This window comes from Flaviaesturariibacter aridisoli (assembly GCF_004343705.1).
GTDB classification, from domain to species: domain Bacteria; phylum Bacteroidota; class Bacteroidia; order Chitinophagales; family Chitinophagaceae; genus Flavisolibacter; species Flavisolibacter aridisoli.
This window is the reverse complement of sequence record NZ_SKFH01000018.1, coordinates 1-23,602: the sequence shown is the minus strand read 5'-3', so window position 1 is coordinate 23,602 and position 23,602 is coordinate 1. Positions and strand designations below refer to the sequence as shown.

Here is a 23,602-nt window from a genome sequence, read left to right as displayed (position 1 = left end):
GGAAGCCTCCGCACGCGTGCGGAAGGGAATTCTTTACAAAGGGCGGGCAACGCACCGGTGTGAGGAATGCAAAGCCTGTGCGCCATTGCGATCGGCAATTTCGCGCACTTCCTGGTGGGAGGCCTGGCGCTGCTCAAAGGCCTGCCGAAGCACCCCGATCTGCCGCGCGCCGTCTGGGTCCTGGCCGGGCTGTACCTCGTATTCAGTGTCGGTTTCGGCTGGCTGTTCCGGCACGCTCCGGTCAATCGCAGCGATAACAAACCGCGTTGATGTTCATGCCCGCGCCCACGGAGGCAAACAGCACGAGGTCGCCGCTTTCGAGTTGGTGGCCGGGCTGCTGGCCCCTCGTAACGAGGTCGAAGAGGGTGGGGATGGTGGCCACGGAGGAATTGCCGAGGCGGTGCACGCACATCGGCATGATGTCGGCCGGCGCCTCCTGCCCATAGAGCTTGTAAAAGGCCTGCACAATGGCCTCGACCATCTTCTGGTTGGCCTGGTGGATAAAGATCTTTTTGAGGTCGCCGAGGCTGTGGCCGCTGCCGTCCAGGCATTCCTTCATCGCCGAAGGCACGTGCGTGAGGGCATATTCATACACCTTGCGGCCGTTCATTTTCATAAAGCGCTGGTCGCCGTCGGGTAGCTCGCGGAAGGGGCGGTCCATTTTGAGGTAGGCCACTTCGTCGGTGCAGTGGCTCAGGCAGCTGCTGTGCAGGATGCCGCCATCGGTGTCGCGGAATTCGAGTACGGCGGCGCCGGCGCCGTCGCTGAACAGCATGCTGTCGCGGTCGAAGGATTCCACCACGCGCGAGAGGGTTTCGGCGCCGATCACGAGGGCCTTGCGCGCCATGCCGGCCTTGAAGAAGGCGTCGGCCTGGATGACGCCCATCAGCCAGCCGGGGCAGCCGAAGAGGGTGTCGAAGGCGATGCAGCGCGGGTTGCGGATGCCAAGGGTGTTCTTAACGCGGCTGGCGAGGGCCGGCACGGTATCGCACTGCAGCCCGCCGGGTAATACGTCGCCGAAGTTGTGGGCCACGATGAGCAGGTCGAGCTCCTCGGGGTCGATGCCGCTGCGTTCGAGGGCGCGGGCGCCGGCCGCGGCGGCGAGGGTGGAGGTGACATCGCCGGTGTCGGCATAGCGCCGCTCGCTGATGCCGGTGATGGCCCGGAACTTTTCAATAAGCACCGCCGGCTCGGTGGGGAGGCGGCGGCCGTCGGCACCATAAAAGGGTTGCGCCAGGAAGTCCTGGTTGCTTTTTGTTTCCTCGGGGATAAAGCTTCCGCTGCCCGTGATCACCGTTCGTTTCATAATGCTTTCCTCTTTGTGCCCGTATCAACCGGAAGCCCGTGAGAGGGCTACCTGAATGCTTTTCAAGTTCGGCTAAAGATATTCAAGATTGGACTTATTCAAAAAACTGCAGTGCAAAGATATGGGAGGCGCGGGACGACAGAAAAACGGGGGGGTGCGGGCGGCTTACTCAAAACGCATCGAATAGAGCTTCACCCACTCCACCTTGCCCTTCAGCTCGATACGGCCGATGGCCTTGATGCGGTAGCCGTGGGGCTTGTCGAACTCGCTCATGAAGGCGCCGGAGAGCACGAAGCTCTCGTTGACATCGTGGCAGATGCCGCGGATGCGGGCCGTGGTGTTGACCGTATCGCCGGTGTACAGCAGCTCTTTTTTCACGACCCCCACGAAGCCGGCCGTTACCTCGCCGGCGTGCACGCCCGCCTTGAAGCGCGGGATGTAGCCGAAGCGCTTCTCGTATTCGGCCGCCTTGCGCTCCATGAGGAAGTAGGCATAGCGGAGAAACCGGAGGGCCTGGAGCTTGTTCTCGGGGGTGTTGGGCCAGCTCAGCACTACCTCGTCGCCCACGTACTGGTAGATCTCGCCTTCGGAGGCCAGCACGGGCATCGTGATGTCGGCGAAGAACCGGCGCAGCATCCGGAAATAGCGCTCGTGGCCGAGGGTTTCGGCGATGGAGGTGGCCTCGTTGATATCGAGGAAGATGAAGATGCGGTTCTCCACCACGGGCTGGTTGTACTCGCCCGAGATCATGGCCCAGAACATGCCGGGGCCGTATTTGTCCTTCACCTCCAGGATGGCGATCGACACCACGGTCATCAGCGCCATGTCCACCATGAAGATGGTGAAGGTGCGCGTAAGCATGATCTTGGTGAAAAAGGAGTCGAGAAAGTGGCCGAAGTGAAAGCTTTTTTTGTACAGGAAGAGGTAGTAGAGAAAGAGCAGGAGGAAGGCGATGAAGAAGAACAGCACGAGCGTAATGAGGAGCTTATACAGCGAGGCCCGCCACACGGGGTGGTGGCTGAAGGCGGGCTTCAGGTAAAAGATGATCACGGCCGAGATGATGGCCCCGATAAGGCCGAAGGCGATCGAAAACTGGTACAGCTCCACCCGCACGCCGAGGTCGTTGCAGTTACGGATGAGGTTTTCGAAAAAGACCACGCCGAAAATGATCCAGATCAGCGAGATGAGGACCAGCGAACGCAGGTGCAGGTACAAGAGGCGACGGGGCATATGGGGCTGCCCATGCAAAAGCTGTGCAAAGCCAAGGAGGGGCGATTACATGATCAAATGAGTACATGATTACATGAGGGGGGAGCGGGTTGATTTCTTACCTCATGTAATCATGTATTCCTGTACTCATTTACTCTGCCCTTAATTCCGCACCGGTTTTCCATTCTTCAATACACCCTGTATCCGCTCCAGTGTTTTCCGCTCCCCGCACAGGCTGAGGAAGGCTTCGCGCTCGAGGTCGAGGAGGTATTGCTCCGAAACGAGGCTTTGCTCGGAGAGGTCGCCGCCGCACATCACGAAGGCGAGCTTGCGGGCTACAAGGGCGTCGTGGGCGGTGGCATAGCCGGCGGTGGTCATGCCGTGGATGCCGGCGTAGAGCGATCCGAGGGCGGAGCGGCCCAGCACGCGCACGTCGGTGCGGGGAACAGGTTGCACATAGCCGGCATCGTAGAGGTCGGTCACCGACTGGCGGGCGATGGCGATGCGGCGGCCCGGGTTGAACACAACCTCATCCAGTCCCTTGCGGTACACACCGATGTTGAAGCCTTCGAGGGCCGAGGTGGCCACCTTGGCGGTAGCGATGGTGAGGAAGCGGTTCTTGAGCGTAATGGTCTCGGGCTCGTCCTCGTGCATTTCGTCGGAGGCGCGGAGGGCGAATTCCTTGGTGCCGCCGCCGCCGGGGATGAGGCCCACGCCCAGCTCCACGAGGCCCGTGTAGGTCTCCGCTGCGGGGCAGCACTTGTCGGCATGGAGGCTCATCTCGCAGGCGCCGCCGAGGGCGAGGGCATGCGGGGCCACCACCACGGGCACGGAGCTGTAGCGTACGCGCATCATCGTGTTCTGAAAGAGGCGGATGGCGAAGTCGAGTTCGTCGTATTCCTGCTCCACGGCCAGCATGAAGATCATCCCTACGTTGGCGCCCGCCGAGAAGTTGGGGCCTTCGTTGGCGATCACGAGTCCTTTATACCCCTTTTCGGCCAGCTCGATGGCCTTATTGATCCCGGCCAGCACGTCGCCGCCGATGGAGTTCATTTTCGTTTGCCATTGCAGGCCGAGCACGCCTTCGCCGATATCGAACACCTGGGCGGCGCTGTTCTTCCACACTTCCTTATTGTGGCGCAGCACGATGAAGTCGCCGCCGCCGGGGATGGGCTTGTAGGTTTTCGAAGCAGGATCGTAGGCGAGGCGCCGGCCGCCTTCTACTTTGTAGAAGGACTTGTTGCCGGCCGCCAGCATTTCTTCCACCCAAGGGGCTACTGTGTAGCCCGCTTCCTTCATTTTGCCCACGGAGCGCTCTACGCCGAGCACGTCCCAGCTTTCGAAGGCGCCGATCTCCCAACCGAAGCCGGCCATCATGGCGTCGTCGATGCGGTATACTTCGTCGGAGATCTCGGGGATGCGGTGCGAGATATAGGAGAACAGGCCGTAGTGAAAATGACGCAGGAACTCACCGGCCTTGTCGGGCGCGTTTGTCAGCAGCTGCAGGCGCTGCTTCAGGTCTTCCAGGGGCTTGGCGGCGTCCACCGAAGCGAACTTCGGCTTTACGCGCGGGCCGTATTCCAATGTTTTCAGGTCGAGGGTCAAAATTTCTTTCTCACCGCCGGCGCCCTTTGTCTTTTTGAAAAATCCTTGCCCGGACTTGTCGCCGAGCCATCCGTTCTCCACTACCTTGTTGAGCCAGGAAGGGATGGCGAAGGTTTCGCGCTGCGCGTCCTGCGGGCAGTTGTCGTACACGCCTTTGGCCACTTTCACCAGCGTGTCGATCCCCACCACGTCGGCGGTGCGGAAGGTGGCCGATTTAGGGCGCCCGATAAGCGGGCCGGTAAGGGCGTCCACCTCGTCGATGGTTAGGCCCATTTTATCAATGAGCCCGAAGATGGCCATCATGCCCCATACGCCGATGCGGTTGGCGATGAAGGCCGGTGTGTCTTTGGCCAGTACGGTGGTCTTGCCCAGGTAGCGGTCGCCGTAGTCCATCAGGAAGTCGACGATGGCGGGATCGGTATCGGGTGTGGGGATGATCTCGAGGAGGCGCAGGTAGCGCGGCGGGTTGAAGAAGTGCGTGCCGCAGAAGTGCTTTTTGAAATCGGCCGAGCGTCCTTCCGCCAGCAGGTGGATGGGGATGCCCGAGGTGTTGGAGGTGATGAGCGTGCCCGGCTTGCGGTGCTGCTCCACGCGCTCGTAGAGCGATTGCTTGATGTCGAGGCGCTCCACCACCACTTCGATTACCCAGTCGCAGGAAGCGATCTCCTTCAGGTTGTCGTCGAAGTTGCCGGTGCTGATCTTCTTCACCACGTCTTTGGTGTAGATGGGCGAGGGGTTGCTTTTGATCGCGGCCGCCAGGGCGTCGTTGACGATCTTGTTGCGGGCTGCTTTGTTGTCGCTTTCCTGTGCTTCTTTCGGCACGATGTCCAACAGCAATACGGGAATGCCGATGCCGGCAAAGTGGCACGCGATGCGGCTTCCCATAACGCCCGAGCCGAGTACGGCTACCTTCTTTATGATGCGCTTGTCCATAAATTAGTTAGTTATGCAACTATTTAGGCTAAAAGTAAGCAAAAACAAGTTCGAAAGTCGGAAGTGGGAAGTTGCTGCGCTCGCAATGACGCCAAAGGCGTCGCATTTGCGACGCCTTTGGCAATGTTATCTGCGCGATCTGCGGGCGGCTTAACGCACACCCGATCCCGGCTCCGTGCGGTCGTTCGGACCCACTAGGATCAATCGTCCGTCGGGCTGTTCGGCCGTCAGGATCATGCCCTGGCTTTCGATGCCGCGCATCTTGCGGGGCGCGAGGTTGGCCACCACCAGTACCTGTTTGCCGATCATCTCCTCCACCGAAAAGTGCTGTGCGATGCCCGATACGATCGTACGCACCTCGCTGCCCATATCCACGGTCAGCTGCAGCAGCTTGTCGGCCTTGGGCACTTTTTCGCAGGCCGTCACGGTGCCGATGCGCAGGTCTATTTTGGCGAAGTCGTCATAGACGATTTCAGATTTGGTTTCTGCTACGGTCGTTGTTGCTGCACTTGTCACGCTGAGCGCAGTCGAAGCGCCGATGTCCGAAGCATCGCTCACGCCTGACGCCTCACGGCTCACGATCGCTGCCTCTTGCGCCGCCTTCGACGCCTCCATGCCCGCCTTTAGCTTTTCCACCTGGTACGCCACTTCCTCGTCCTCGATCTTGCGGAAAAGCAGCTCGGGCGCGCGGAGCGAATAGCCCACCGAGAGCAGCTTCAGCGAGCCGGCGTTCTTCCACTCCAGCATGCCGTCCACGACCTTCATCAGGTGGCACATCTTCCTGGCCGTATTGGGCAGGAAGGGGTTGATGAGGATGGCCAGGTTGGCGCTCAGTTGCAACGACAGGTGGAGGCAGTTGTCGATCTCCTTCTGCGCGGTCTCGGCCACGGAGCCGCCTTCGGCCAGCTTTTTGGCCACCGACCAGGGGGCGCATTCCTGCAGGTACACGTTGCCCAGCGACGACAGCGCGATCACTTCGCTCAGCGCATCGCGGAACTTGTATTCCTCGAGCAGGTGTTCCACTTTTGCTTTCGAATTCTGGATTTCTTTAATGAGGTTGTTGTCCCGTTCTGTAACGATATCGGCGTGCCACTTCGGCACCTTTCCGCCCGTGAGCTTGTGCATCAGCACCAGCGTGCGGTTGAGGAAGTTGCCGAACTTGTTCAGCAGCTCGCCGTTGACGGCGTCCTGGAAGCCCTTCCAGGTAAAGTCGCTGTCTTTCGTTTCGGGGGCGATGCTCGTCAGGTAATACCGCAGGCAGTCGGCCAGCGCGGGGCCGCCGTTCGCCTTCTTGATGAAGTCGTCGATGTAATCCTGCATATCGAGCTTCCAGGCGCGCGAGGTGCTCATCTTGTCGCCTTCGAGGTTGAGAAACTCGTTGGCCGGCACGTTATCGGGAACGATGTAGTCGTGCAGCTTCAGCATCAGCGGAAAGATGATGCAGTGGAACACGATGTTGTCTTTGCCGATGAAGTGCACCAGCTTGGTGTCCTTATCCTGCCAGTAGGGTTTCCAGTCCTTGCCTTCGCGCTGCGCCCAGGTTTTGGTGGCGGAGATGTAGCCGATGGGCGCATCGAACCATACATACAATACTTTCCCTTCGGCGTCGGCGAGCGGCACCTTGACGCCCCAATCGAGGTCGCGGGTAACGGCGCGGGGTTGCAGGCCGGCATCGATCCAGCTTTTGCACTGCCCGAGCACGGAGGCGCGCCAGTCGTCTTTATGTCCTTCAAGAATGTATTCGCGGAGCCAGCCTTCGTATTTGTCGAGGGGCAGGTACCAGTGTTTGGTGGCGCGCTTCACCGGCGGGTTGCCGGATAGCGTGCTTACGGGGTTGATCAGTTCGTCGGGGCTGAGGGCGGTGCCGCACTTCTCGCACTGGTCGCCGTAGGCGCCGGTAAAGCCGCAGTTGGGGCAGGTGCCCTTGATGTAGCGGTCGGCGAGGAAGGTGGCCGTGGCCTCGTCGTAGTACTGCTCGCTTTCCTTTACGATCAGCTCGCCGCGGTCGTTGAGGTAGGTAAAGAATTCGGAGGCCGTTTCGTGGTGCACCGGTGCGGAGGTGCGGTCGTATACATCGAAGGAGACCGAGAGGTCGTCAAAGTTCTCCTTCATGATCGCGTGGTATTTGTCGATGATGGCCTGGGGCGTGGTGCCCTCCTTCATGGCCTGGATGGGAATGGCGGTGCCGTGCTCGTCGGAGCCGCACACGAACACCACGTCGCGGCCCTGTGCGCGCAGGTAGCGTACGTAAATATCTGCGGGAATATAGGCGCCCGCCAGGTGGCCGATGTGCTTGTGTCCATTGGCGTAGGGGAGGGCAGAGGTAATTAAGTAGCGCTTGGGAGTTGTCATCGCGACAAATGTACGTTTAGGGAGGTTTTGAAGGTTTTGAAGGTTTTGAGGATTGGTGAAGGCCTGCGGGCGGAAGGAGCCCTTCGGTCGCATTGCCGTAAATTGAGCCGATGCAACGTAAGTCCTTTCTCGCCACCCTCGGTACCCTGCTCGCCGGCAGCGTCGGCCCCAGAGCGGCTGCCGCTTTCGTTCCCGATGAGGAAGAGGCCCCGGTCCGCCGCCCGCCTTTCCTGAAGCCCGGCGATACCATCGCCATTACCTCGCCGGCGGGCGCCATCACCGAAGTCGAGCTGCAACCCGCGCTGCAGCAAATCCGCTCCTGGGGCTACCGCGTGCGGCTCGGCAGCAGCATCGGCAAAAAAGACTTTTCCTTCGGCGGCACCGACGACGAGCGTTGCCTCGACCTGCAGCAACTGCTCGACGATCCATCGGTGAACGCCATCCTCTGCGCCCGTGGCGGCTATGGCGCCGTGCGGATCGTGGACGGCCTCAGCTGGTCGGGCTTCAAACGTCACCCGAAGTGGGTCATCGGCTTCAGCGACATCACGGTGCTGCACAGCCATATTCACCGCCAGTGCCGCATCGCCACGATCCATTCAAAGATGTGCAACTCCTTCCCGGACGATTGGGCCGCCGCCGAACCGGTGCAGCGCGACACCGTGCTGTCCATTCGCGATGCCCTCGCCGGGAAGCCGCTCTCGTACCGCGTTCCGGCCTTTGAGCGCAATCGTCCCGGAACGGCTGCCGGCGTCCTGGTGGGCGGCAACCTGCGCACGTTGGAAAACCTGGCGGGCACGCCCTCCGACATCGACACCAAGGGAAAGATCCTCTTCGTGGAAGACACGGGCGAGTATCCCTACAGCGTAGACCGGATGTTCCAAAACCTGCACCGCAGCGGGAAGCTGTGCGGGCTGGGAGGGCTGATCGTGGGCGGATTCCGGATGAAGCCCGACGACCCGGGCGAAGAATTCGGCCGCGACCTGTACGATATCGTACTGCAGCGGATCGGTCCGGTGGACTACCCGGTCGGGTTTAATTTTCCCGTTGGTCACCAACGTGCTAATTTCGCACTCCGGTGCGGCCTGCGCCACCGCCTGACGGTCGACGCCGCGGGCACCACCCTTACCGATTCATTATGAGCAAGATCCCGCCACCACTGACCAAAGGCGCTACCATCGGCATCACCGCCCCTTCGGGCTTCATGGCTCTCGAGCAAATGAGCGCCTGCATCGACACCCTGCAGGAGTGGGGGTACACCGTGAAGCTGGGCGACACGACCCACAGCCAGTCAAGCAACTACTTTTCCGATGCCGACCACGAGCGCCGCATCGACCTGCAACGTTTCCTCGACGACCCGTCGGTGGAGGCCATCCTCTGCGCCCGCGGCGGTTACGGCATCAGCCGCATAATCGACCAGCTCGATTTCCAGGCCCTGCGCAAGCATCCGAAGTGGATCATCGGGTTCAGCGACATCACGGTGCTGCACAGCCAGTTGTGGCAGGAGTACGGCATCGCCGGTCTGCATGCCCCCATGGCCGCGGCCTTCAATCCCGACGGCCCCGGCCACGCCTCGCTGGCCACGCTCCAGGCCGCGCTGGCGGGCGAGCCTTCCTCGTACACCGTCGCCGCCCATCCCTACAACCGGGTGGGACATGCGAAGGGCGCACTCGTGGGCGGCAACCTCACGCTGCTGGCGCACTGCATCGGCACGCCCTCGGAGCTGAAAACCAAAAAGACCATCCTGTTCCTGGAAGACGTGGGCGAATACCTGTACAACGTGGACCGCATGCTGCAGCAGCTGAAGCGCAGCGGCAAGCTGGCCCGCCTCGCGGGCCTCGTGGTGGGGGGCTTCACCGACCTTAAAGACACACCGCGGCCCTTCGGTAAGGACGTTTATGAAATCATCCGCGATGCCGTCTCGGGGTACGAATACCCGGTGTGCTACGATTTTCCCGTGTCGCACGGCGCCGATAACGTAGCGCTGAAGCACGGTGTGTTGCATGCGCTGCGCGTGGAGCGCGAGGAAGTGCGGCTGGAGGAGCGCATAAAGAAGTGACCCGCAGATAGCGCGGATCGCGCAGGTAATGTAAATGCCATCGCAATGCGATGGCTTTCACTATTTTGAATTACTCATCTTCGTTATCTGCGTGCGGCCTATTCCACCCTTCGCAGCTTCAGGTTCGTCACGGGGGCCACGATGAGCGGGAACTTCTCCACGGTCACATTGCTGACGTCGAGGCCGAAGCCGCGTTCTTCGGAGAGGGAAGCTTCCTTCAACCAGAAGTGGAACTTCATCAGCACCCGCTCAAAAAGCGGCAGCTCATTGTCCTGGCTCAGGTATTTTTCCATCACGATGAACTGGAAGTCGCCCACCACCTTACTGCGCTCGAGGCTTTCGTAGCGGCTGGTGATGTTCACCTCGCGGTTCTTCACGAGGTCTTCTACCACTTTGCGGAACATCAGGTTGATGCGCGGTTCCACGCGGAAGCCGAGGCGGAATTCCACGCGGATGATATCGTTGGGAATGATATGGTCCACCTTGTATTCCATCGTATACGGATCGTCGAGCGTGTCTACGTGCACGAACCAGTAGATGTCGGCGCGCTTCGGCTTCCGGTTGAGGATGGAGTAAATGATCTTGTGCTCGATCTCGCGCGGGTTGTCGGCCGAGGTGAGGTATACGAGGTGGGTGGAGAACTTCGGCACCGACCGGTCGTTGCTCAGCTCCTGGATTTTCGGGATGTAGTCATCGAGGCGCACGAATTCTACGTAGCGGTTCTTGATCTTGCGGGCCTTGAACCAGTCGTACATCACAAAGAACAGGAAGCCGCCCACGATCAGCGTCACGAAGCCGCCGTGCGGGAATTTGTCGGCATTGGCGAACAGGAAGCCGAACTCGATGGTGAGGTACACCGACAGGTACAGGTAAATGAAGGCCGGTTTGACGCGCCGCAGCACGAGGTAATTGGCAAAGAGCATGGACGTGGCGATCATGCAGAGCGTGATGGCCAGGCCGTAGGCCGCTTCCATGGCGGAGGATTTTTTGAAATACAGCTCGATGCCCACGCAGCCCACGAACAACATCAGGTTGACGCCGCCGATATATACCTGCCCGCGCTCCTCGGTGGGGTACTTGATCTGCAGCTTGGGCCAGAGGTTGAGGCGCATCGCTTCGGAAATCAACGTATAGGAGCCCGATATGAGGGCCTGCGAGGCGATGATGGCCGCCGCCGTAGCGATGGTGATGCCAAAGTACAGGAACCATTCGGGCATGAGGCCGAAGAAAGGGTTGAAGCCGCCCTCGATCATCTGGGGCGTCACCTTGTGGCCCAGGATGGGTACCAGCTCGTTGGTGCCGGGCACCTTGTAGCGGGCCGTGAGCAGCCAGGCGCCCTGTCCGAGGTAATTCAGGATCAGGCAGCACTTGACGAAGATCCAGGAGTACCGGATGTTCCATTTGCCGCAGTGCCCCAGGTCGGAGTAGAGCGCCTCGGCCCCGGTGGTACACAGGAAAACCCCGCCGAGTATAAAGAAGCCGTTGCTGTGCGAGGCCAGGAGCTTGAAGCCGTAATAGGGGTTGAAGGCTTTAAAAATGGGCAGGTAGTCGGACAGGTGGTACACGCCGAACACCGCCAGCATGAGGAACCACACCATCATCACCGGGCCGAAAAAGCGGCCGATGAGCGCCGATCCGAATTGCTGGAGGAAAAACATCGCCGACAGGATGCCGATGACGATATAGATCACCGTCCACTGGCTGATGTGGTGGAACGTGGGGATCTGCCGGAGACCTTCGATGGCCGATGTAACGGTCACCGGGGGCGTGATCATGCCGTCGGCGAGGAGCGCCGCGCCACCGATCATGGCCGGGGCCACGAGCCAGCGCTTCCGCCGCCGCACCAGTGCGAAGAGCGAGAAGATGCCGCCTTCCCCGCGGTTGTCGGCCCGCAGGGTAAGAATGACGTACTTGATGGTGGTTTGAAGCGTGAGCGTCCAGATGATCAGCGAAAGCGCTCCGACGATGAGGCCTTCGGTAATGACGCGGTCGCGGGTGATGGCGTTGAGTACGTAAAGCGGGGAGGTGCCGATGTCGCCGTAAATGATCCCGAGTGCGATGAGCAGACCCCCGAGGGTCGCCTTGCTGTTATGTTGTGAAGGCATTTGATGAGCCGGTTGTGAGTGTCTTTAGCGCATAAAGGTAGCGGAAAGACCACATCCCCACAGAAAAAACGGTGCTGTTCTCCGCGGCCGGCAATAAGCCGAAGTTTAACCCCGTTTAAAGGGGCGGAACCCCTAATTTTAGCCTGAAAACCCACGAGTCCCATGCGTCTTACCCGCTATTCGTTCCTGGTACCTGCCCTGCTGCTCACCCTGGCCGCCGGCGCCCAGAAGATCGTGTATTCCGAGCCCGCCCGCGACGATAACCGCCGGACCACCTTCGAGGTCATCGGCAAGGTGGGCGCCAACTACCTCGTGTATAAGAACAACCGCGGCCGCAGCTACATCACCGCTTTTGACAACGGTATGAAGGATGTAGCCACCGAAGTGCAGGCCTACCTGCCCGAAGACCGCCTCATCAACGTCGACTTTTTCAACTACCCCGACCATGCCTTCGTTGTCTATGAATACCAGCGGAAGAACGTGGTCTATTGCGAATCGGTGAAGGTAGACGAGCTGGGTCGAAAGCTGGGTGACCCGCAGCTGCTCGACACCGCCCACATCAATGCCGTCACCAATAATAAGATCTACAGCGTCATCGGCAGCGAGGACAAAGCGCGCCTGATGGTATTTAAGATCAACTCGCGCAACAAAAGCCTCTACCGCCTGAGTACGGTGCTGCTCGACAGCAGCCTCAGGGAGCTGGGCCGCAGCATGCACAATATCCCGATGGAGGAGCGCGACGATAACCTGGGCCAGTTTCAGCTCGACAACGACGGCGACCTCGTATTCACCCGCTTTACCCGCGTCAACGACGACAACATCGGCCAGGCCTCGCTCTTTTACAAAGCGGCCGGCTCCGACAGCCTGTACGTATCGGATATCAGGCTAGACAAGATCTTCCTCGACGAGATCAAGATCAAAGCCGACAATCCCAATAAGCGGATTTTTCTCACCTCCTTTTATTACACGAAGCGCCGCGGCAATATCGAGGGCTTTTATTTCTACGTGTGGGACAAGGCCACAAAGCGCCCGGTGCTGGAAAGCGCTACCGCCCTCGGCGACGACATCCGCCGCGAGGCCCGCGGCGACGCTAACTCGCGGATGGCCTTCAACGACTATTTCATCCGCAACATCATTGTCAAGAAAGACGGCGGCTTTCTTATCGGCGCCGAGAGCTACTACACCACATCGCGCCTGAACAACTGGAACCGCTGGGACTACCTCTACGGGTCGCCCTACGGCTTCGGCAACTACGGCTATTACAACTATTCGCCCTACAACAGCTGGTACTGGCGCAACCGCTACAACAGCAACCAGGCGGTGCGCTACCACGCCGACAACATCACGGTACTGTCTTTCGACCCCACGGGCAAGCTGCAGTGGAGCTCGGTGATCCACAAGAACCAGTTCAACGACGACGCCGACGATGCCATATCCTACCAGGTGATGAACACCGGCGGGGCGCTGCACTTCCTGTTCAACCAGGACGAAAAGCGCGTGCAGTTGCTCAACGACTACGTGCTGACGCCCGACGGCGCCATGACCCGCAACCCGACGCTGAAGAACCTGGACCGCAACTTCGACTTCCTGCCCCGTTACGGCAAGCAGGTGTCGGCGCGCACCTTTATTGTGCCCTGTTACTATCGCAACTATATTTGCTTTGCAAAAGTTGACTATACCAATCCATAATCCTAGTGATTGCACTCTTTAAACAGAAAGCGCCCGGAACGATCGCGATTCTTTTTATTACGGGGCTGCTGCTGAAGCTGCCCCTCTTTACCGGCACAGCCCTGCAGACCGCTCCCTCCGACGGTCCGATGTTCCGGCTGCTTACCGCCCAGCTCAAAGGCGCGCCGCCCGTGCTGGCGGGATTGCTGGCTTTTACGCTCCTCTTCGTGGCGGCACTGGCGATGAATTCGTTCGTGAACCAGTACCGCATGATGAGCCGGCAGACCTTCCTGCCGGCCCTTTCCTACCTGCTCATCACCTCGCTGTTGCCCGAGTGGAGCCGCCTGTCGGCGCCGCTCTGCGCCAACACGCTGCTGGTGCTGGCCTTCGGCCTCATCCTGCGCCTGTATGCCGCCCCACGGGCCGGTGGCCGCATTTTCAACATCGGGCTACTGACGGGACTTGCCGGCTTTTTCTTTGCGCCGGCGCTGCTCTTCGGCGTCATCGCGCTGCTCGGACTGATGGTACTGCGTCCCTTCCGGGCACAGGAGCTGTTGCTGTACCTGCTTGGCGTGCTCACTCCCACGTATTTCTACGGGGTGGGGCTGTTTCTTTACGACACGCTGAGCTGGCGTGCGCTGGTGCCCTGGCTGCACTTCGGCATTATCCAGAAGCGGCCGTCTTACCTGCTGCTCGGCTCCATCGTATTGCTGGTGATGCCCTTCCTGCTCGGCTCTTTCTATGTGCAGGCCAACCTGCGGAAGATGCTGATCCAGGCGCGAAAAAACTGGAGCCTCGCGCTGTTTTACCTCCTGCTGACCCTCGGTATCCCATTCTTCAACAACGACGGACTGTATACCGGCTGGCTGCTCGTGGCCACGCCGCTGGCCGCCTTCCATGCCTGCGCTTTTCTGTACCCCGCGCGCCGCTGGACGCCGCTGCTGCTGTTTTTCGTGATCCTTTGCTACATCCTGGCGCTGCAGTACGGCGTGAGTATGATCAGGAAGTAATTAAGTGGGAAGTCGGAAGTGGGAAGGGGCGCCATTAAAACCCTGTTATTTTCCACGTTTGTCAATAACTCCAAACTCCAAACTCCTGACTCCAAACTACCTTTGCCTTATGAAATTTGGCGTTGTAGTTTTCCCCGGCTCCAATTGCGACCGCGACATGCAGGATGCCCTCGTGCACGACCTCGGCCAGGAGTGCGTCATGCTCTGGCATAAGGACCAGGACCTTTCGGTCTTCGGCACCGACGACTGTATCGTGCTGCCCGGCGGCTTTTCGTATGGCGACTACCTGCGCACCGGCGCGATTGCGCGCTTCAGTCCCATCATGGGCGCCATTACGGAGCATGCGCGGCGCGGCGGCAAGGTGCTGGGTGTGTGCAACGGCTTCCAGATCCTGTGCGAAAGCGGCCTCCTTCCGGGCGCGCTGCTGCGCAACAACAACCAGCAATACATCTGCAAGAACCTGTTCATTAAAGACCGTGGCGACACTGTGTACCAGATTCCGATCGCCCACGGCGAGGGGCGTTATTACGCCGACCCGGAAACCCTCGACTGCATTGAGGGCAACGGGCAGGTGCTGTTCCGCTACTGCAACGAAGAGGGCATCGTAACACCCGAGGCGAACCCGAACGGTTCGGTCCGCAACATCGCCGGCATCTGCAACGAAGAGGGTAATGTGTTTGGCATGATGCCGCACCCCGAGCGCGCCTGCTCTACCTTCCTCGGTAATACCGATGGGCGCAGGATCTTCGGCGTACTCTTTTCGGCGCTGCAGGAATACGTTGGTGCCTGAGGTCTGGTTTCGTGGTCTATTGGTTGGTTAGTTAATGGGCAAGCCGGTTCGCTACCAACTCCTACACCTCCTAAACCCTTGCTCCGGAATCTTTAACAGTGCGGCTCCGATTTGTTTCCGAAATTTGTTTCACAGTCCTCGATTATGAAAAAACTCGCCTTTACCCTTACGCTTTTCCTGCTGGTGTCGGCCGCCGTGTCGGCGCAGAACCCTGTCAGCTGGTCGTTTTCCACCAGGAAGATCAACGACAAAACCTACGAGCTGCATATGACCGCTTCCATCCAGAAGGAGTGGCACCTGTATGCGCAGGACCAGCCGAAAGACGCCATTGCGCTGCCGACTACTTTCGCCTTCAACAAGAACCCCCTGCTCGCTTTCGAGGGTAATGTGAGGGAAAAGGGAAAGCTGGAAAAGTACAACGACAAAGTGCTCAACGTTACGGCGCACCAGTACAGCAACAAAGTGGATTTTGTGCAGGTGGTGAAGCTGAAGGCCCGGGCGAAGACCGCCGTCACCGGCAAGCTCGAGTTCCAGACCTGCAATGGCGACAAGTGCCTGCGTCCTGAAACGGTGCCGTTTACCTTCGCGCTCAATTAAACTGTTTTTATACGTGCTTTGCAAACGGATTCTTTACAGGATCCGTTTGTTGTTTTAAATCACCTGTGTATGTTGCGCCGCATCCTGCCCTTCCTGGTACTCCTACTTTTTTCTGCCGACCTTTGGGCGCAGGGTACAGCACCGTATCAATGGACCGTAACGGCAAAGCGGCTGGGTGACCATCACTACGAGCTTCGCTTCAACAGCACCGGCGCCGGCGGCTGGCAGCTGTACCAGCCCGAGCAGGCCAACATCCGCGACTTTGCCTTTGCCGAGTTGAAGCTGGGCGACAGCAGCGTGCTGCCTTCTCCTGTAACCACGCAGACGGTTGCCAGCAGCCAGTTCAAAAGCCCGCTCTTCGATGAACGCATCGTGGCCGTTAACAACGGCCCGGTGGAATGGCGCGTGGACCTGCGCTTCAACGGCGGCGTACCGGCGCAGCTCCGCGGCACGTTGCTGTATACTTACGGCCGAAACGACGAACTGTACCCCGGTACCGAGGCACCCTTTACCGTGGCACTCGAAGGCGGCGTGTCGGTCCAGAATCGCATCCTCATCCCATCCATCGATATCAACAATCCCGCGGCGCCTTGCGGCGATGTGAGCACCGCGGACCAGAACGTCTGGAGCGTCTTTTTTATCGGCCTGGGTGCCGGCCTGCTCGCGCTGCTGTTTCCCTGCATCTTCCCGCTGATCCCGCTGACCGTTTCGTTTTTCACCAAGCGTGCGCCCTCCCGCAAGCGCGGCATCTTCAACGCCTTCTTCTACGGCTTTTCGATCTTTCTCATCTATACCCTGCTCAGCGTTCCCTTTCACCTGTTCAAGCCGCGGCCCGAGGTGTTGAACAACATCTCCACGAACGTGCCGCTGAACCTGGTGTTCTTCGCCATCTTTATCGTGTTCGCTATTTCCTTCTTCGGTGCCTTCGAGATCACGCTGCCCAGCGGGCTCGCCAACAAGGTCGATTCCAAGGCCGGTGTGAGCGATATCTGGGGCATCTTTTTCATGGCGCTGACCCTGACGATCGTTTCGTTCTCGTGCACCGCCGGTATCCTTGGCGCGCTTATTGGCGGCTCCTACAATGGTCCGGAGGCGGCCTGGAAGCTGACGGCGGGGATGGCGGGCTTCGGGCTCGGGCTCGGGTTGCCGTTCGTGCTGTTCGCGCTCTTTCCCGGCTGGCTGCAGTCGCTGCCCAAGAGCGGCGGCTGGATGACCGAGCTGAAAGTGGTGTTCGGCTTCATCGAGCTGGCGATGGCCATCAAGTTTCTTTCCAACGCCGACCTCGTCAAGGGTTGGCACATTCTACCCCGCGAGGTATTCATCGGTCTCTGGGTGCTCATCGGTGCCGGGATCGTGCTGTACCTGACGGGCCTGCTGCGCTTCAAGGGCGAAGGCCGGCGGCGCTTTACACCGCTGCGCATCGGGTTTATCGCCCTTTTTGCCACCCTCACGCTGTACCTGCTTCCTGGTGTTACCAATACTCGCTTCGCCAACCTGACCCTTATCAGCGGGTTCCCACCGCCGCGCGACTACAGTATTTACCCCGCAACGAAGGGCGGCCACAAGCTGGCCTTCGAGCCCATGAAGAACGACTACGAGGGCGCACTGGCCCGTGCCCGCGCCGAAGGCAAGCCCCTGCTGATCGACTTTACCGGCTGGGCCTGCGTCAACTGTCGGCGGATGGAAGAACGGGTGTGGACCGACAAGTCGGTGTCGGAGCGGATGCAAAAAGAATTCGTGGTGGTGTCGCTGTATGTGGACGAACGCCGCCGCCTGCCCGCCGCCCTGCAGCAGGAGTATACCTCGCGCCGCGGCGACAAGCGCTCGATTGAAACGGTAGGGGATAAGTGGGCCACCTTCCAGTCGGAAAACTTCTTCGCCGTTTCGCAGCCGCAATATGCCATTATCAGCCCCGATGAAAAAGCGCTGACACGTACAAAGTCGTACACGCAGGATCCGAAGGAATTCAACGAGTGGCTCGACTGCGGGCTCAGGGCCTACCGGGAACGCCAGCGTCCTTAAAAAGCGTGGGGGAGAAACAGCTCGATGCCTGTGCCCCGGTTGCCGAGCGGGTGCACGTCTTTGTTGCCGCCCATTTCAAAAATCAGGTCTTTCAGCAGGGCGACCTCCACATGGAAGGAGCGGCCCGTAAGCGCTTCGGAGCCCAACTGGGGCGCGTCGGGCAAGTAGCGCTGCAGGGCTTCCACCAGATTGTGTTCCGGGATGGAGATGCTGAACGCTACGCCGTCGGGGCGGCTTTTGGCCACCAGGGAAATGTCGGCTTTACTGACCGCCCCCAGTAGTAGGCCAAGCGTAGCCTTGAAAATCAGGTGCACGGCGGCGCGGTTCTGGCGCAACTCCAGGTCGGCCGGAATGTAGGGCTGCACCCGGTTGCCGCTTGCCTTAACGAGCGGCATGAGCGCGGGGAATACATCCTGTACAAAATCGAGCAGGCGGATGGCTTCCGCAGGCATCGGTCCGGCCTGGCGCCGGTAAGCGGCCAGCAGGGCGAGCGCCTCATTATAAGCGTCGACCTGCTCCCGGTGGGCTGCGGCCTTTTCGTTGATCTCCGCGATTTCTTTCTTGGTAAAACGACCTGTTTTCAGCGGGTCGAGCGCATTCTGGAAAAAGGCGCCGAGGTTTTCGTTTTGCAGCTGCGACAGGTGGGCGAGGCGCTGGAACTGGAACTGCAGTTCGTCGGTTCGTGCGCGGAGGGCTTCTTCGCGGCTGCGGGCGGCTTCCAGCTCCTGGCGACGGCTTCGCACCTCGATGAGCTGGGTGGCCTGGCGGGCGAGCTTGCCGAGGATGTTGGCCTCGCGCCAGGAGAGCTCGCGGGGACGGGTGTCGATGATACACAGCGTGCCCAGCTTTTGGCCTTCGGGCGAATGAACGAGGGCGCCGGCATAGAAGCGGATGTTGGGATCGCCGGTTACGAAGGGGTTGTCGGCAAAGCGGGGATCGGTCTGGGCATCCGACACCACGAAGATGTCGTCCTGCAGCAGGGCCTTGTCGCAAAAGGCGAGGGAACGCTCCGTTTCGCGGATGCCGATGCCTTTGGCCGCCTTGAACCATTGCCGGTCGCGGTCGAGCAGGGTGAGCAGGGAGATCGGTGCCCCGCAAAGGTCGGACGCCAGCGACACGAGGTCGTTGAAATCAGCTTCCGGCGGCGTGTCCAGCAGGTCGAGGCGCTCGAGGGCACGGAGGCGGTCTTCTTCCGGTAAATGCTCGCTCATGCGGACAAGGTACATCTTTTTCTAATATTTAGGGAAAATACCTATTTAACGTTTGTTGATAATGCCTGTGTAATCAGCAGAGCTGGACGGGGCCGGAAACTAAAACAAGAGTTTTCGGTCAGCTCGTCAACAAGTAATAGTTACTACTTATTTCAATAAATGTTAATTGGGGTTTGGCCGGGCAAAAAGTGGCTTTCAGCTATTTTTAGCTAAGTATTTATCGACTCCGGATACTTTTGCGTAAGTAATACTACCTAAAAGTACTGATGAGCTTTCTCCCGAAACCGCTTAGCGCAATGACCCGAAGCCAAACCCGATCGCTGCCGGCAGTTCCTGCCCGCTTCCCCCGCTTATTCAACAACATGCATATGGCCCAAGTGTACCCTGTCCGCGCGGCAAGACCCGTTCTGCTGCTCCTGTTCGTGCTGTGCAGCAGCCTGCTCTTTGCCCAGCAGCCGCCCACCGCATTGAAGTATCCCACGCCGAACGTTTACCGGACAAATATCAGCACGGTGGCCCTCACGCCGACGGTGTCGGGAAATGTGTCGACCTATTCGATCTCGCCGACACTGCCGTCGGGTTTGTCGTTTAATACCAACACGGGCGCCATTACCGGTTCGCCAACGGCCAGCAGCGCCGCCACTACCTATACGGTGACGGCCACCAACGCCTCGGGTTCGACCAACACGACGCTCAGTATCCAGGTAACCAACTCCTATTACAACAATGCCAACGCGCAGGTATCCTTTCTCAGCGCGAACGCCACGCAGATAAGCGGCACCAACGGGGGCAAAACGGTAGGGGATAAGATCCTCTATTCGGGTGTGACCACGATCAGCGGCCAGACGATCGATTGTATCGTTACCACCAGCGCACTTATCCTGGGTACCGGCGGTACGTTCGATACCTACGATCAGAACGCCACCTCGGGCACCAACTTCAACAGCAACCAGCCCGAATTTTTCGCCCCGCAGTTCAACTTCGGAGCGGCCGGCAGCGCCACCTTTAATTTCCAGTTCATCCTCGGCGGATCCTACAACGCGGGCACCAACCCCTCGGGCACGGCGGTGATTTTACAGAACGTGGTGTCGAACGTGTACGACATCGACGGCAACGGCGGCGCCAACAGCAACCAGTATGTGATCGCCGGCGATTTCAACCAATACCAGCTCGGCAGCGGTACGCAACTGGTGCCTTCGCTCGATGCCAGCGGCCGAACCAGGTTCCGCTCCAGCGTTAACACCAACAACGGCACCGTGTACGCCGACCCCACCCGCGTGAAGATGTTTCACGCCAACCTGGGCAACTTCAGCTTTACACTCGGTGCCGACGGCGCGGGGCTTGCTTACTACTTTGTCGACTTCAGCGTCGGCCAGGCCTTCGCCACGGCGCAGACCTTCACCGCCCCCAGCATCGATCTCAACACTACCGCCACGGGGGTGAACAATGAAGCTTCCGCCTGCTCGGCGGCCATGCCGTTCACCAATGGCGCGTCGGCTACCAACGAAGCGACGCCCAGCAACAACGTGTTCGATTCGCTCGTCGTTTCGTTCAGTACCGCCGACATCCTCGACGGCGCCAACGAAAGAATCCTGGTCAACAACGCCACGGCGGGCGCCACGCTCAGCCTCAATGCCGATTTCGGCGCCACCACGGTTACCCTCGGCGGCATTTCCTATACGGCTACGGCGGTTACCCGCAGCGGCGTGCGCTTTCTCAAATTCACGCGCGCCAACAGCACGGCGGCCAACATCGAGGCCCTGCTCGACGCGTTGCAATACAGCAACAATGCTACTTCGGCCAATAACGGCACCCGCAACTTTACCGTCAACGCCTTCACCAGCAATTTCGCCAGTCCGGATGCCATCTTCTCGGCTACGGTGAGTTGCGTGTCGATCAGCGGGAACGTGTACCACGACGCCAACGGCCTTACCGATAACACGGTGGGCGCCAACGGTACCCCGACCACAGCCGCCAACCAGGTGTACGCGGTACTTGTAAGCCAAAGCACCGGCCTGGCTGTGAAAGCGGGTGTCGGCGTCGCCGCCGGCGGTGCCTACAGCTTCGGTACGGTTGACCCGGGCAACTACTTCATTTATTTCCGCAACGCCGCGGTCACCTCCGGAACGGCCATCAGCGCTTCCTCCTACCCGAGCGGCAGCAGCGGCACCTATAAGAGCATCGGTGAGAACATCGGCGCCACGGCCGGCAACGACGGCCTGGTAGACGGTAAGATCGTGGTGACCCTCGGTTCTTCCACCGTGACCAACGCCAACTTCGGTATCGAGCTTCCGCCCACCACGGCCAGCAGCACGCTGAGCAACGTGGCCAACCCGGGCGGCTACAACTATTATACAGTGCCCACCACGGGCGGTTTTACCTATGCCGACGAAGACGGTTCCGTGTCGTCCATCACCATTACTTCGTTCCCCACGGGCGCCAACTACATTCGCCTCAACGGGATCATTTACACCAACGGCGGCACCTGCCCGCCGCAGTCGGCCTGTACGGCCTTCCCGGTGGCCGGTGTGCTGGTGCCGGTGGCCAATATTCCGGCCATCGTCGTTGACCCCACGGGCGCCGGCACCACGAGCGTGGTGATTCCTTTCCGCGCCACCGACAACGCCGTCGTTACGGATGTGAACGCCCAACCCAGCACGGTGACCATCAACTTCATCGCCCAGGCCGCTCCGATCGTGGTATCGGGCAATGTTTGGGACGACGTGAACGGCAACGGCAGCAAAGACGCTTCGGAAGTATTTGCCGCACCGGCCAATGCGGGCCAGACGCTCTATGCGCTGCTCGTACAGACCTCCGGCACCTACTCGGGCGTTCCGACCGTATACGCCTCCACGGCGGTGACGGCGAACGCCACGGGGTACAGCTTCAGCAACGTCCCTTCGGGCAACAGCTATGAAGTGCGCCTGGCCTCGCTGGCCGCGCAGCCTACCGACGGCGTCGCGCTCAACACGATTACGCAGGCGCTTGCTACCGGCTGGACCGACGTGAGCTACAACAACAACGGTTCGATCAACACCGGCCTGAACGTCACGAACCCCGTGATCACGCTGGGCGCGGTGACGGCCAGCAAGCCCAATGTCAACTTCGGCATAGATGCCCTGCCTGCTGCGGTTACCGTTTCTGCTACTTCTGCAGTGAATCCAGGTGGTGCGAACAATGCCGTTGTTCCGGCCACATCTTTCAGCGGTACCGACGCGGTGGACCTGGCCGGTGGCAGCATCAGCTATGTGCGCCTGACGGCGTTCCCCGCCAACGCTACTTCCATTACCGTTACCGGTGCCCTGACGGCCGGCGGTGCGGTAACGACCACCACCTACACAGCGGGTACCTTCCCCGCCGCTGGTCTCTATATCGCTACGGGTGCCAACGGCAACCTGTCCAATGCGAATGCCGTTCAGGTAGACCCGGTCAACGGTGCGGCCTCGGTGGCGCTTTCCTATAAGGTGGTGGATGCTGCCGGTATCGAGTCGGCCAGCACCGGAACGGCTAGCGTGTCCTTCACCGACCTGGTGGTATCGGGTTCGGTATACAACGATGTTAACGGCGGCACCATCAACGGACCGCTCATTTCGAGCGCCGGCGGTGCCCTGTATGTGAACCTGGTCAACGCCGCCACCAATACGGTGGTCGCTTCCAAGGCGGTCAGCGGTGGTGCCTATTCCTTCAATACGGCCGACGGTCTGCAGAACAACATCACCACCTATGCGCTCGTGCTCACCAACGCGGCCACTGCAACCGGCTCCACGCTGCCTTCGACTGCCTGGACCTACACCGCCGAAGGTGTGAGCGGCACTACCGGTGACGGCGCTCCCAACGGCACCTATGCTTTCGGCGCCAGCATCACGGCCAGTACCGTGATCGACTTCGGTGTCGACGCACTGCCGGCTACCACGGCCCTAACCACCGCTGCGACGCAGCAAAATCCCGGCGGCACCAACACGGTGACCGTTCCGGCCACGGCCTTCAGCGGCACCGATGCCGATGCAGCCAACGGCGGCGTCATCAGCTACGTGCACATCACCGACTTCCCCGCCAATGCCACGACGATCACGCTCATCGGGTCCACCACGATCGGCGGCCCGGTAACCACGACCATCTACACGTCGGCCACCTTCCCGGCCGGCGGCGTGTATATTGCCACGGCTGCCAACGGCAACCTGTCCAACGCGGCTGCCGTTAAAGTAGACCCGGTGAACGGTGCGGTGAACGTAGACATCCCCTACCGCGCGGTAGACAATGCCGGTAAGGAAAGCCTTGCCAGCGGCGCGGCCCGCCAGCCCCTGAGCGACGTGAGCATCTCGGGCTCGGTATACGACGACCCGGATGCCGGCATCATCAACGGCACGCTGCGCAGCAACGCCGGCGGTCAATTATATGTGAACCTCGTGAGCGGCACGACGCTGGTAGCCTCCAAAGCTGTGAGCGCTGCCGGTACCTATAGCTTCAGCACCGCCGACGGCCTGCAGAACAACGTAGGCGACTACACGCTGGTGCTGACCAATACGGCGCTGGCCACGACCTCGACGCTGCCTTCGGCCGCCTTTACCTACACGGCAGAAGGCACCACCGGCACGACGGGCGACGGTCTTGCCAACGGCACCTTTACTTTCGGTGCCAACGTAACCGCCAATACGGTGATCGATTTCGGTATCGACGCCCTTCCCACCGTGACGGCGCTGACCACGGCTACGTCGCAGGTGAACCCCGGCGGCACCGC

The 23,602-nt window shown here is 60.2% G+C and carries 15 protein-coding genes; 9 read left to right on the top strand and 6 right to left on the bottom strand.

The window, feature by feature from the left end; translation table 11 throughout:
* Window positions 1-66 precede the first annotated feature (66 nt).
* The gene (locus E0486_RS11670) at window positions 67-270 is read left to right on the top strand and encodes a hypothetical protein (protein ID WP_131852361.1); all 204 of its coding nucleotides are present in this window, start codon (window positions 67-69) and stop codon (window positions 268-270) included.
* Here the strand turns inward: E0486_RS11670 and E0486_RS11665 are convergent.
* The 4 genes from E0486_RS11665 to metG all read right to left on the bottom strand — a co-directional run bounded on the left by E0486_RS11665 (window position 242) and on the right by metG (window position 7,405).
* Window positions 242-1,306 (bottom strand): 3-oxoacyl-ACP synthase III family protein, encoded by a 1,065-nt coding sequence (locus tag E0486_RS11665; protein WP_131852360.1) that lies wholly within the window; start codon window positions 1,304-1,306, stop codon window positions 242-244. The genes E0486_RS11670 and E0486_RS11665 overlap by 29 nt on opposite strands.
* A gap of 165 nt (window positions 1,307-1,471) precedes the next feature.
* Complete coding sequence (locus E0486_RS11660) at window positions 1,472-2,536, bottom strand: adenylate/guanylate cyclase domain-containing protein (RefSeq protein ID WP_131852359.1); 1,065 nt, start codon at window positions 2,534-2,536, stop codon at window positions 1,472-1,474.
* A 141-nt stretch (window positions 2,537-2,677) separates the two neighbouring features.
* Window positions 2,678-5,053: a 3-hydroxyacyl-CoA dehydrogenase/enoyl-CoA hydratase family protein gene (locus tag E0486_RS11655; protein WP_131852358.1), complete on the bottom strand. Its 2,376-nt coding sequence runs from the start codon at window positions 5,051-5,053 to the stop codon at window positions 2,678-2,680.
* Window positions 5,054-5,203: 150 nt separating this feature from the next.
* Window positions 5,204-7,405, bottom strand: a complete 2,202-nt coding sequence (gene metG / locus E0486_RS11650) for a methionine--tRNA ligase (RefSeq protein WP_131852357.1) — start codon at window positions 7,403-7,405, stop codon at window positions 5,204-5,206.
* Window positions 7,406-7,515: 110 nt separating this feature from the next.
* Between metG and E0486_RS11645 the strand changes: the two genes are divergently transcribed.
* A complete protein-coding gene (locus E0486_RS11645) occupies window positions 7,516-8,544 on the top strand; it encodes a S66 peptidase family protein (protein ID WP_131852356.1) in 1,029 nt (342 codons plus the stop codon).
* Window positions 8,541-9,461, top strand: a complete 921-nt coding sequence (locus E0486_RS11640) for a S66 peptidase family protein (protein ID WP_131852355.1) — start codon at window positions 8,541-8,543, stop codon at window positions 9,459-9,461. The genes E0486_RS11645 and E0486_RS11640 overlap by 4 nt, the downstream gene beginning before the upstream one ends.
* Before the next feature lie 98 nt (window positions 9,462-9,559).
* Here E0486_RS11640 and E0486_RS11635 read toward each other — a convergent pair whose 3' ends face one another.
* Entirely contained in the window at window positions 9,560-11,566 is a 2,007-nt protein-coding gene (locus E0486_RS11635) for a KUP/HAK/KT family potassium transporter (protein ID WP_131852354.1), read from the bottom strand.
* 162 nt (window positions 11,567-11,728) lie between these two features.
* Here E0486_RS11635 and E0486_RS11630 point away from each other — a divergent pair, with 162 nt between their 5' ends.
* The 5 genes from E0486_RS11630 to E0486_RS11610 all read left to right on the top strand — a co-directional run bounded on the left by E0486_RS11630 (window position 11,729) and on the right by E0486_RS11610 (window position 17,653).
* Window positions 11,729-13,255, top strand: a complete 1,527-nt coding sequence (locus E0486_RS11630; protein WP_131852353.1) for a hypothetical protein — start codon at window positions 11,729-11,731, stop codon at window positions 13,253-13,255.
* A 5-nt stretch (window positions 13,256-13,260) separates the two neighbouring features.
* The gene (locus E0486_RS11625; protein WP_131852352.1) at window positions 13,261-14,244 is read left to right on the top strand and encodes a hypothetical protein; all 984 of its coding nucleotides are present in this window, start codon (window positions 13,261-13,263) and stop codon (window positions 14,242-14,244) included.
* 109 nt (window positions 14,245-14,353) lie between these two features.
* The gene (purQ, locus tag E0486_RS11620) at window positions 14,354-15,034 is read left to right on the top strand and encodes a phosphoribosylformylglycinamidine synthase subunit PurQ (RefSeq protein ID WP_131852351.1); all 681 of its coding nucleotides are present in this window, start codon (window positions 14,354-14,356) and stop codon (window positions 15,032-15,034) included.
* 144 nt (window positions 15,035-15,178) lie between these two features.
* Window positions 15,179-15,631: a protein-disulfide reductase DsbD domain-containing protein gene (locus E0486_RS11615; protein ID WP_131852350.1), complete on the top strand. Its 453-nt coding sequence runs from the start codon at window positions 15,179-15,181 to the stop codon at window positions 15,629-15,631.
* 69 nt (window positions 15,632-15,700) lie between these two features.
* Complete coding sequence (locus tag E0486_RS11610; protein WP_131852349.1) at window positions 15,701-17,653, top strand: protein-disulfide reductase DsbD family protein; 1,953 nt, start codon at window positions 15,701-15,703, stop codon at window positions 17,651-17,653.
* On the opposite strand, the gene E0486_RS11605 is transcribed toward E0486_RS11610, so the two are convergent.
* On the bottom strand, window positions 17,650-18,864 hold the full coding sequence (locus E0486_RS11605; protein WP_165917302.1) for a GAF domain-containing protein: 1,215 nt from the start codon (window positions 18,862-18,864) through the stop codon (window positions 17,650-17,652). The genes E0486_RS11610 and E0486_RS11605 overlap by 4 nt on opposite strands.
* Window positions 18,865-19,232: 368 nt before the next feature.
* Between E0486_RS11605 and E0486_RS11600 the strand changes: the two genes are divergently transcribed.
* The coding region (locus E0486_RS11600; RefSeq protein ID WP_165917301.1) for a beta strand repeat-containing protein at window positions 19,233-23,602 on the top strand (4,370 nt) is incomplete at its 3' end.

Coding starts and splice junctions, on each gene's coding strand:
- E0486_RS11665 (WP_131852360.1), bottom strand. CDS start 1,306: ATGAAACGAACGGTGATCACGGGCAGCGGAAGCTTTATCCCCGAGGAA.
- E0486_RS11655 (WP_131852358.1), bottom strand. CDS start 5,053: ATGGACAAGCGCATCATAAAGAAGGTAGCCGTACTCGGCTCGGGCGTT.
- metG (WP_131852357.1), bottom strand. CDS start 7,405: ATGACAACTCCCAAGCGCTACTTAATTACCTCTGCCCTCCCCTACGCC.
- E0486_RS11660 (WP_131852359.1), bottom strand. CDS start 2,536: ATGCCCCGTCGCCTCTTGTACCTGCACCTGCGTTCGCTGGTCCTCATC.
- E0486_RS11615 (WP_131852350.1), top strand. CDS start 15,179: ATGAAAAAACTCGCCTTTACCCTTACGCTTTTCCTGCTGGTGTCGGCC.
- E0486_RS11610 (WP_131852349.1), top strand. CDS start 15,701: ATGTTGCGCCGCATCCTGCCCTTCCTGGTACTCCTACTTTTTTCTGCC.
- E0486_RS11640 (WP_131852355.1), top strand. CDS start 8,541: ATGAGCAAGATCCCGCCACCACTGACCAAAGGCGCTACCATCGGCATC.
- E0486_RS11630 (WP_131852353.1), top strand. CDS start 11,729: ATGCGTCTTACCCGCTATTCGTTCCTGGTACCTGCCCTGCTGCTCACC.
- E0486_RS11645 (WP_131852356.1), top strand. CDS start 7,516: ATGCAACGTAAGTCCTTTCTCGCCACCCTCGGTACCCTGCTCGCCGGC.
- purQ (WP_131852351.1), top strand. CDS start 14,354: ATGAAATTTGGCGTTGTAGTTTTCCCCGGCTCCAATTGCGACCGCGAC.
- E0486_RS11635 (WP_131852354.1), bottom strand. CDS start 11,566: ATGCCTTCACAACATAACAGCAAGGCGACCCTCGGGGGTCTGCTCATC.
- E0486_RS11670 (WP_131852361.1), top strand. CDS start 67: ATGCAAAGCCTGTGCGCCATTGCGATCGGCAATTTCGCGCACTTCCTG.
- E0486_RS11605 (WP_165917302.1), bottom strand. CDS start 18,864: ATGAGCGAGCATTTACCGGAAGAAGACCGCCTCCGTGCCCTCGAGCGC.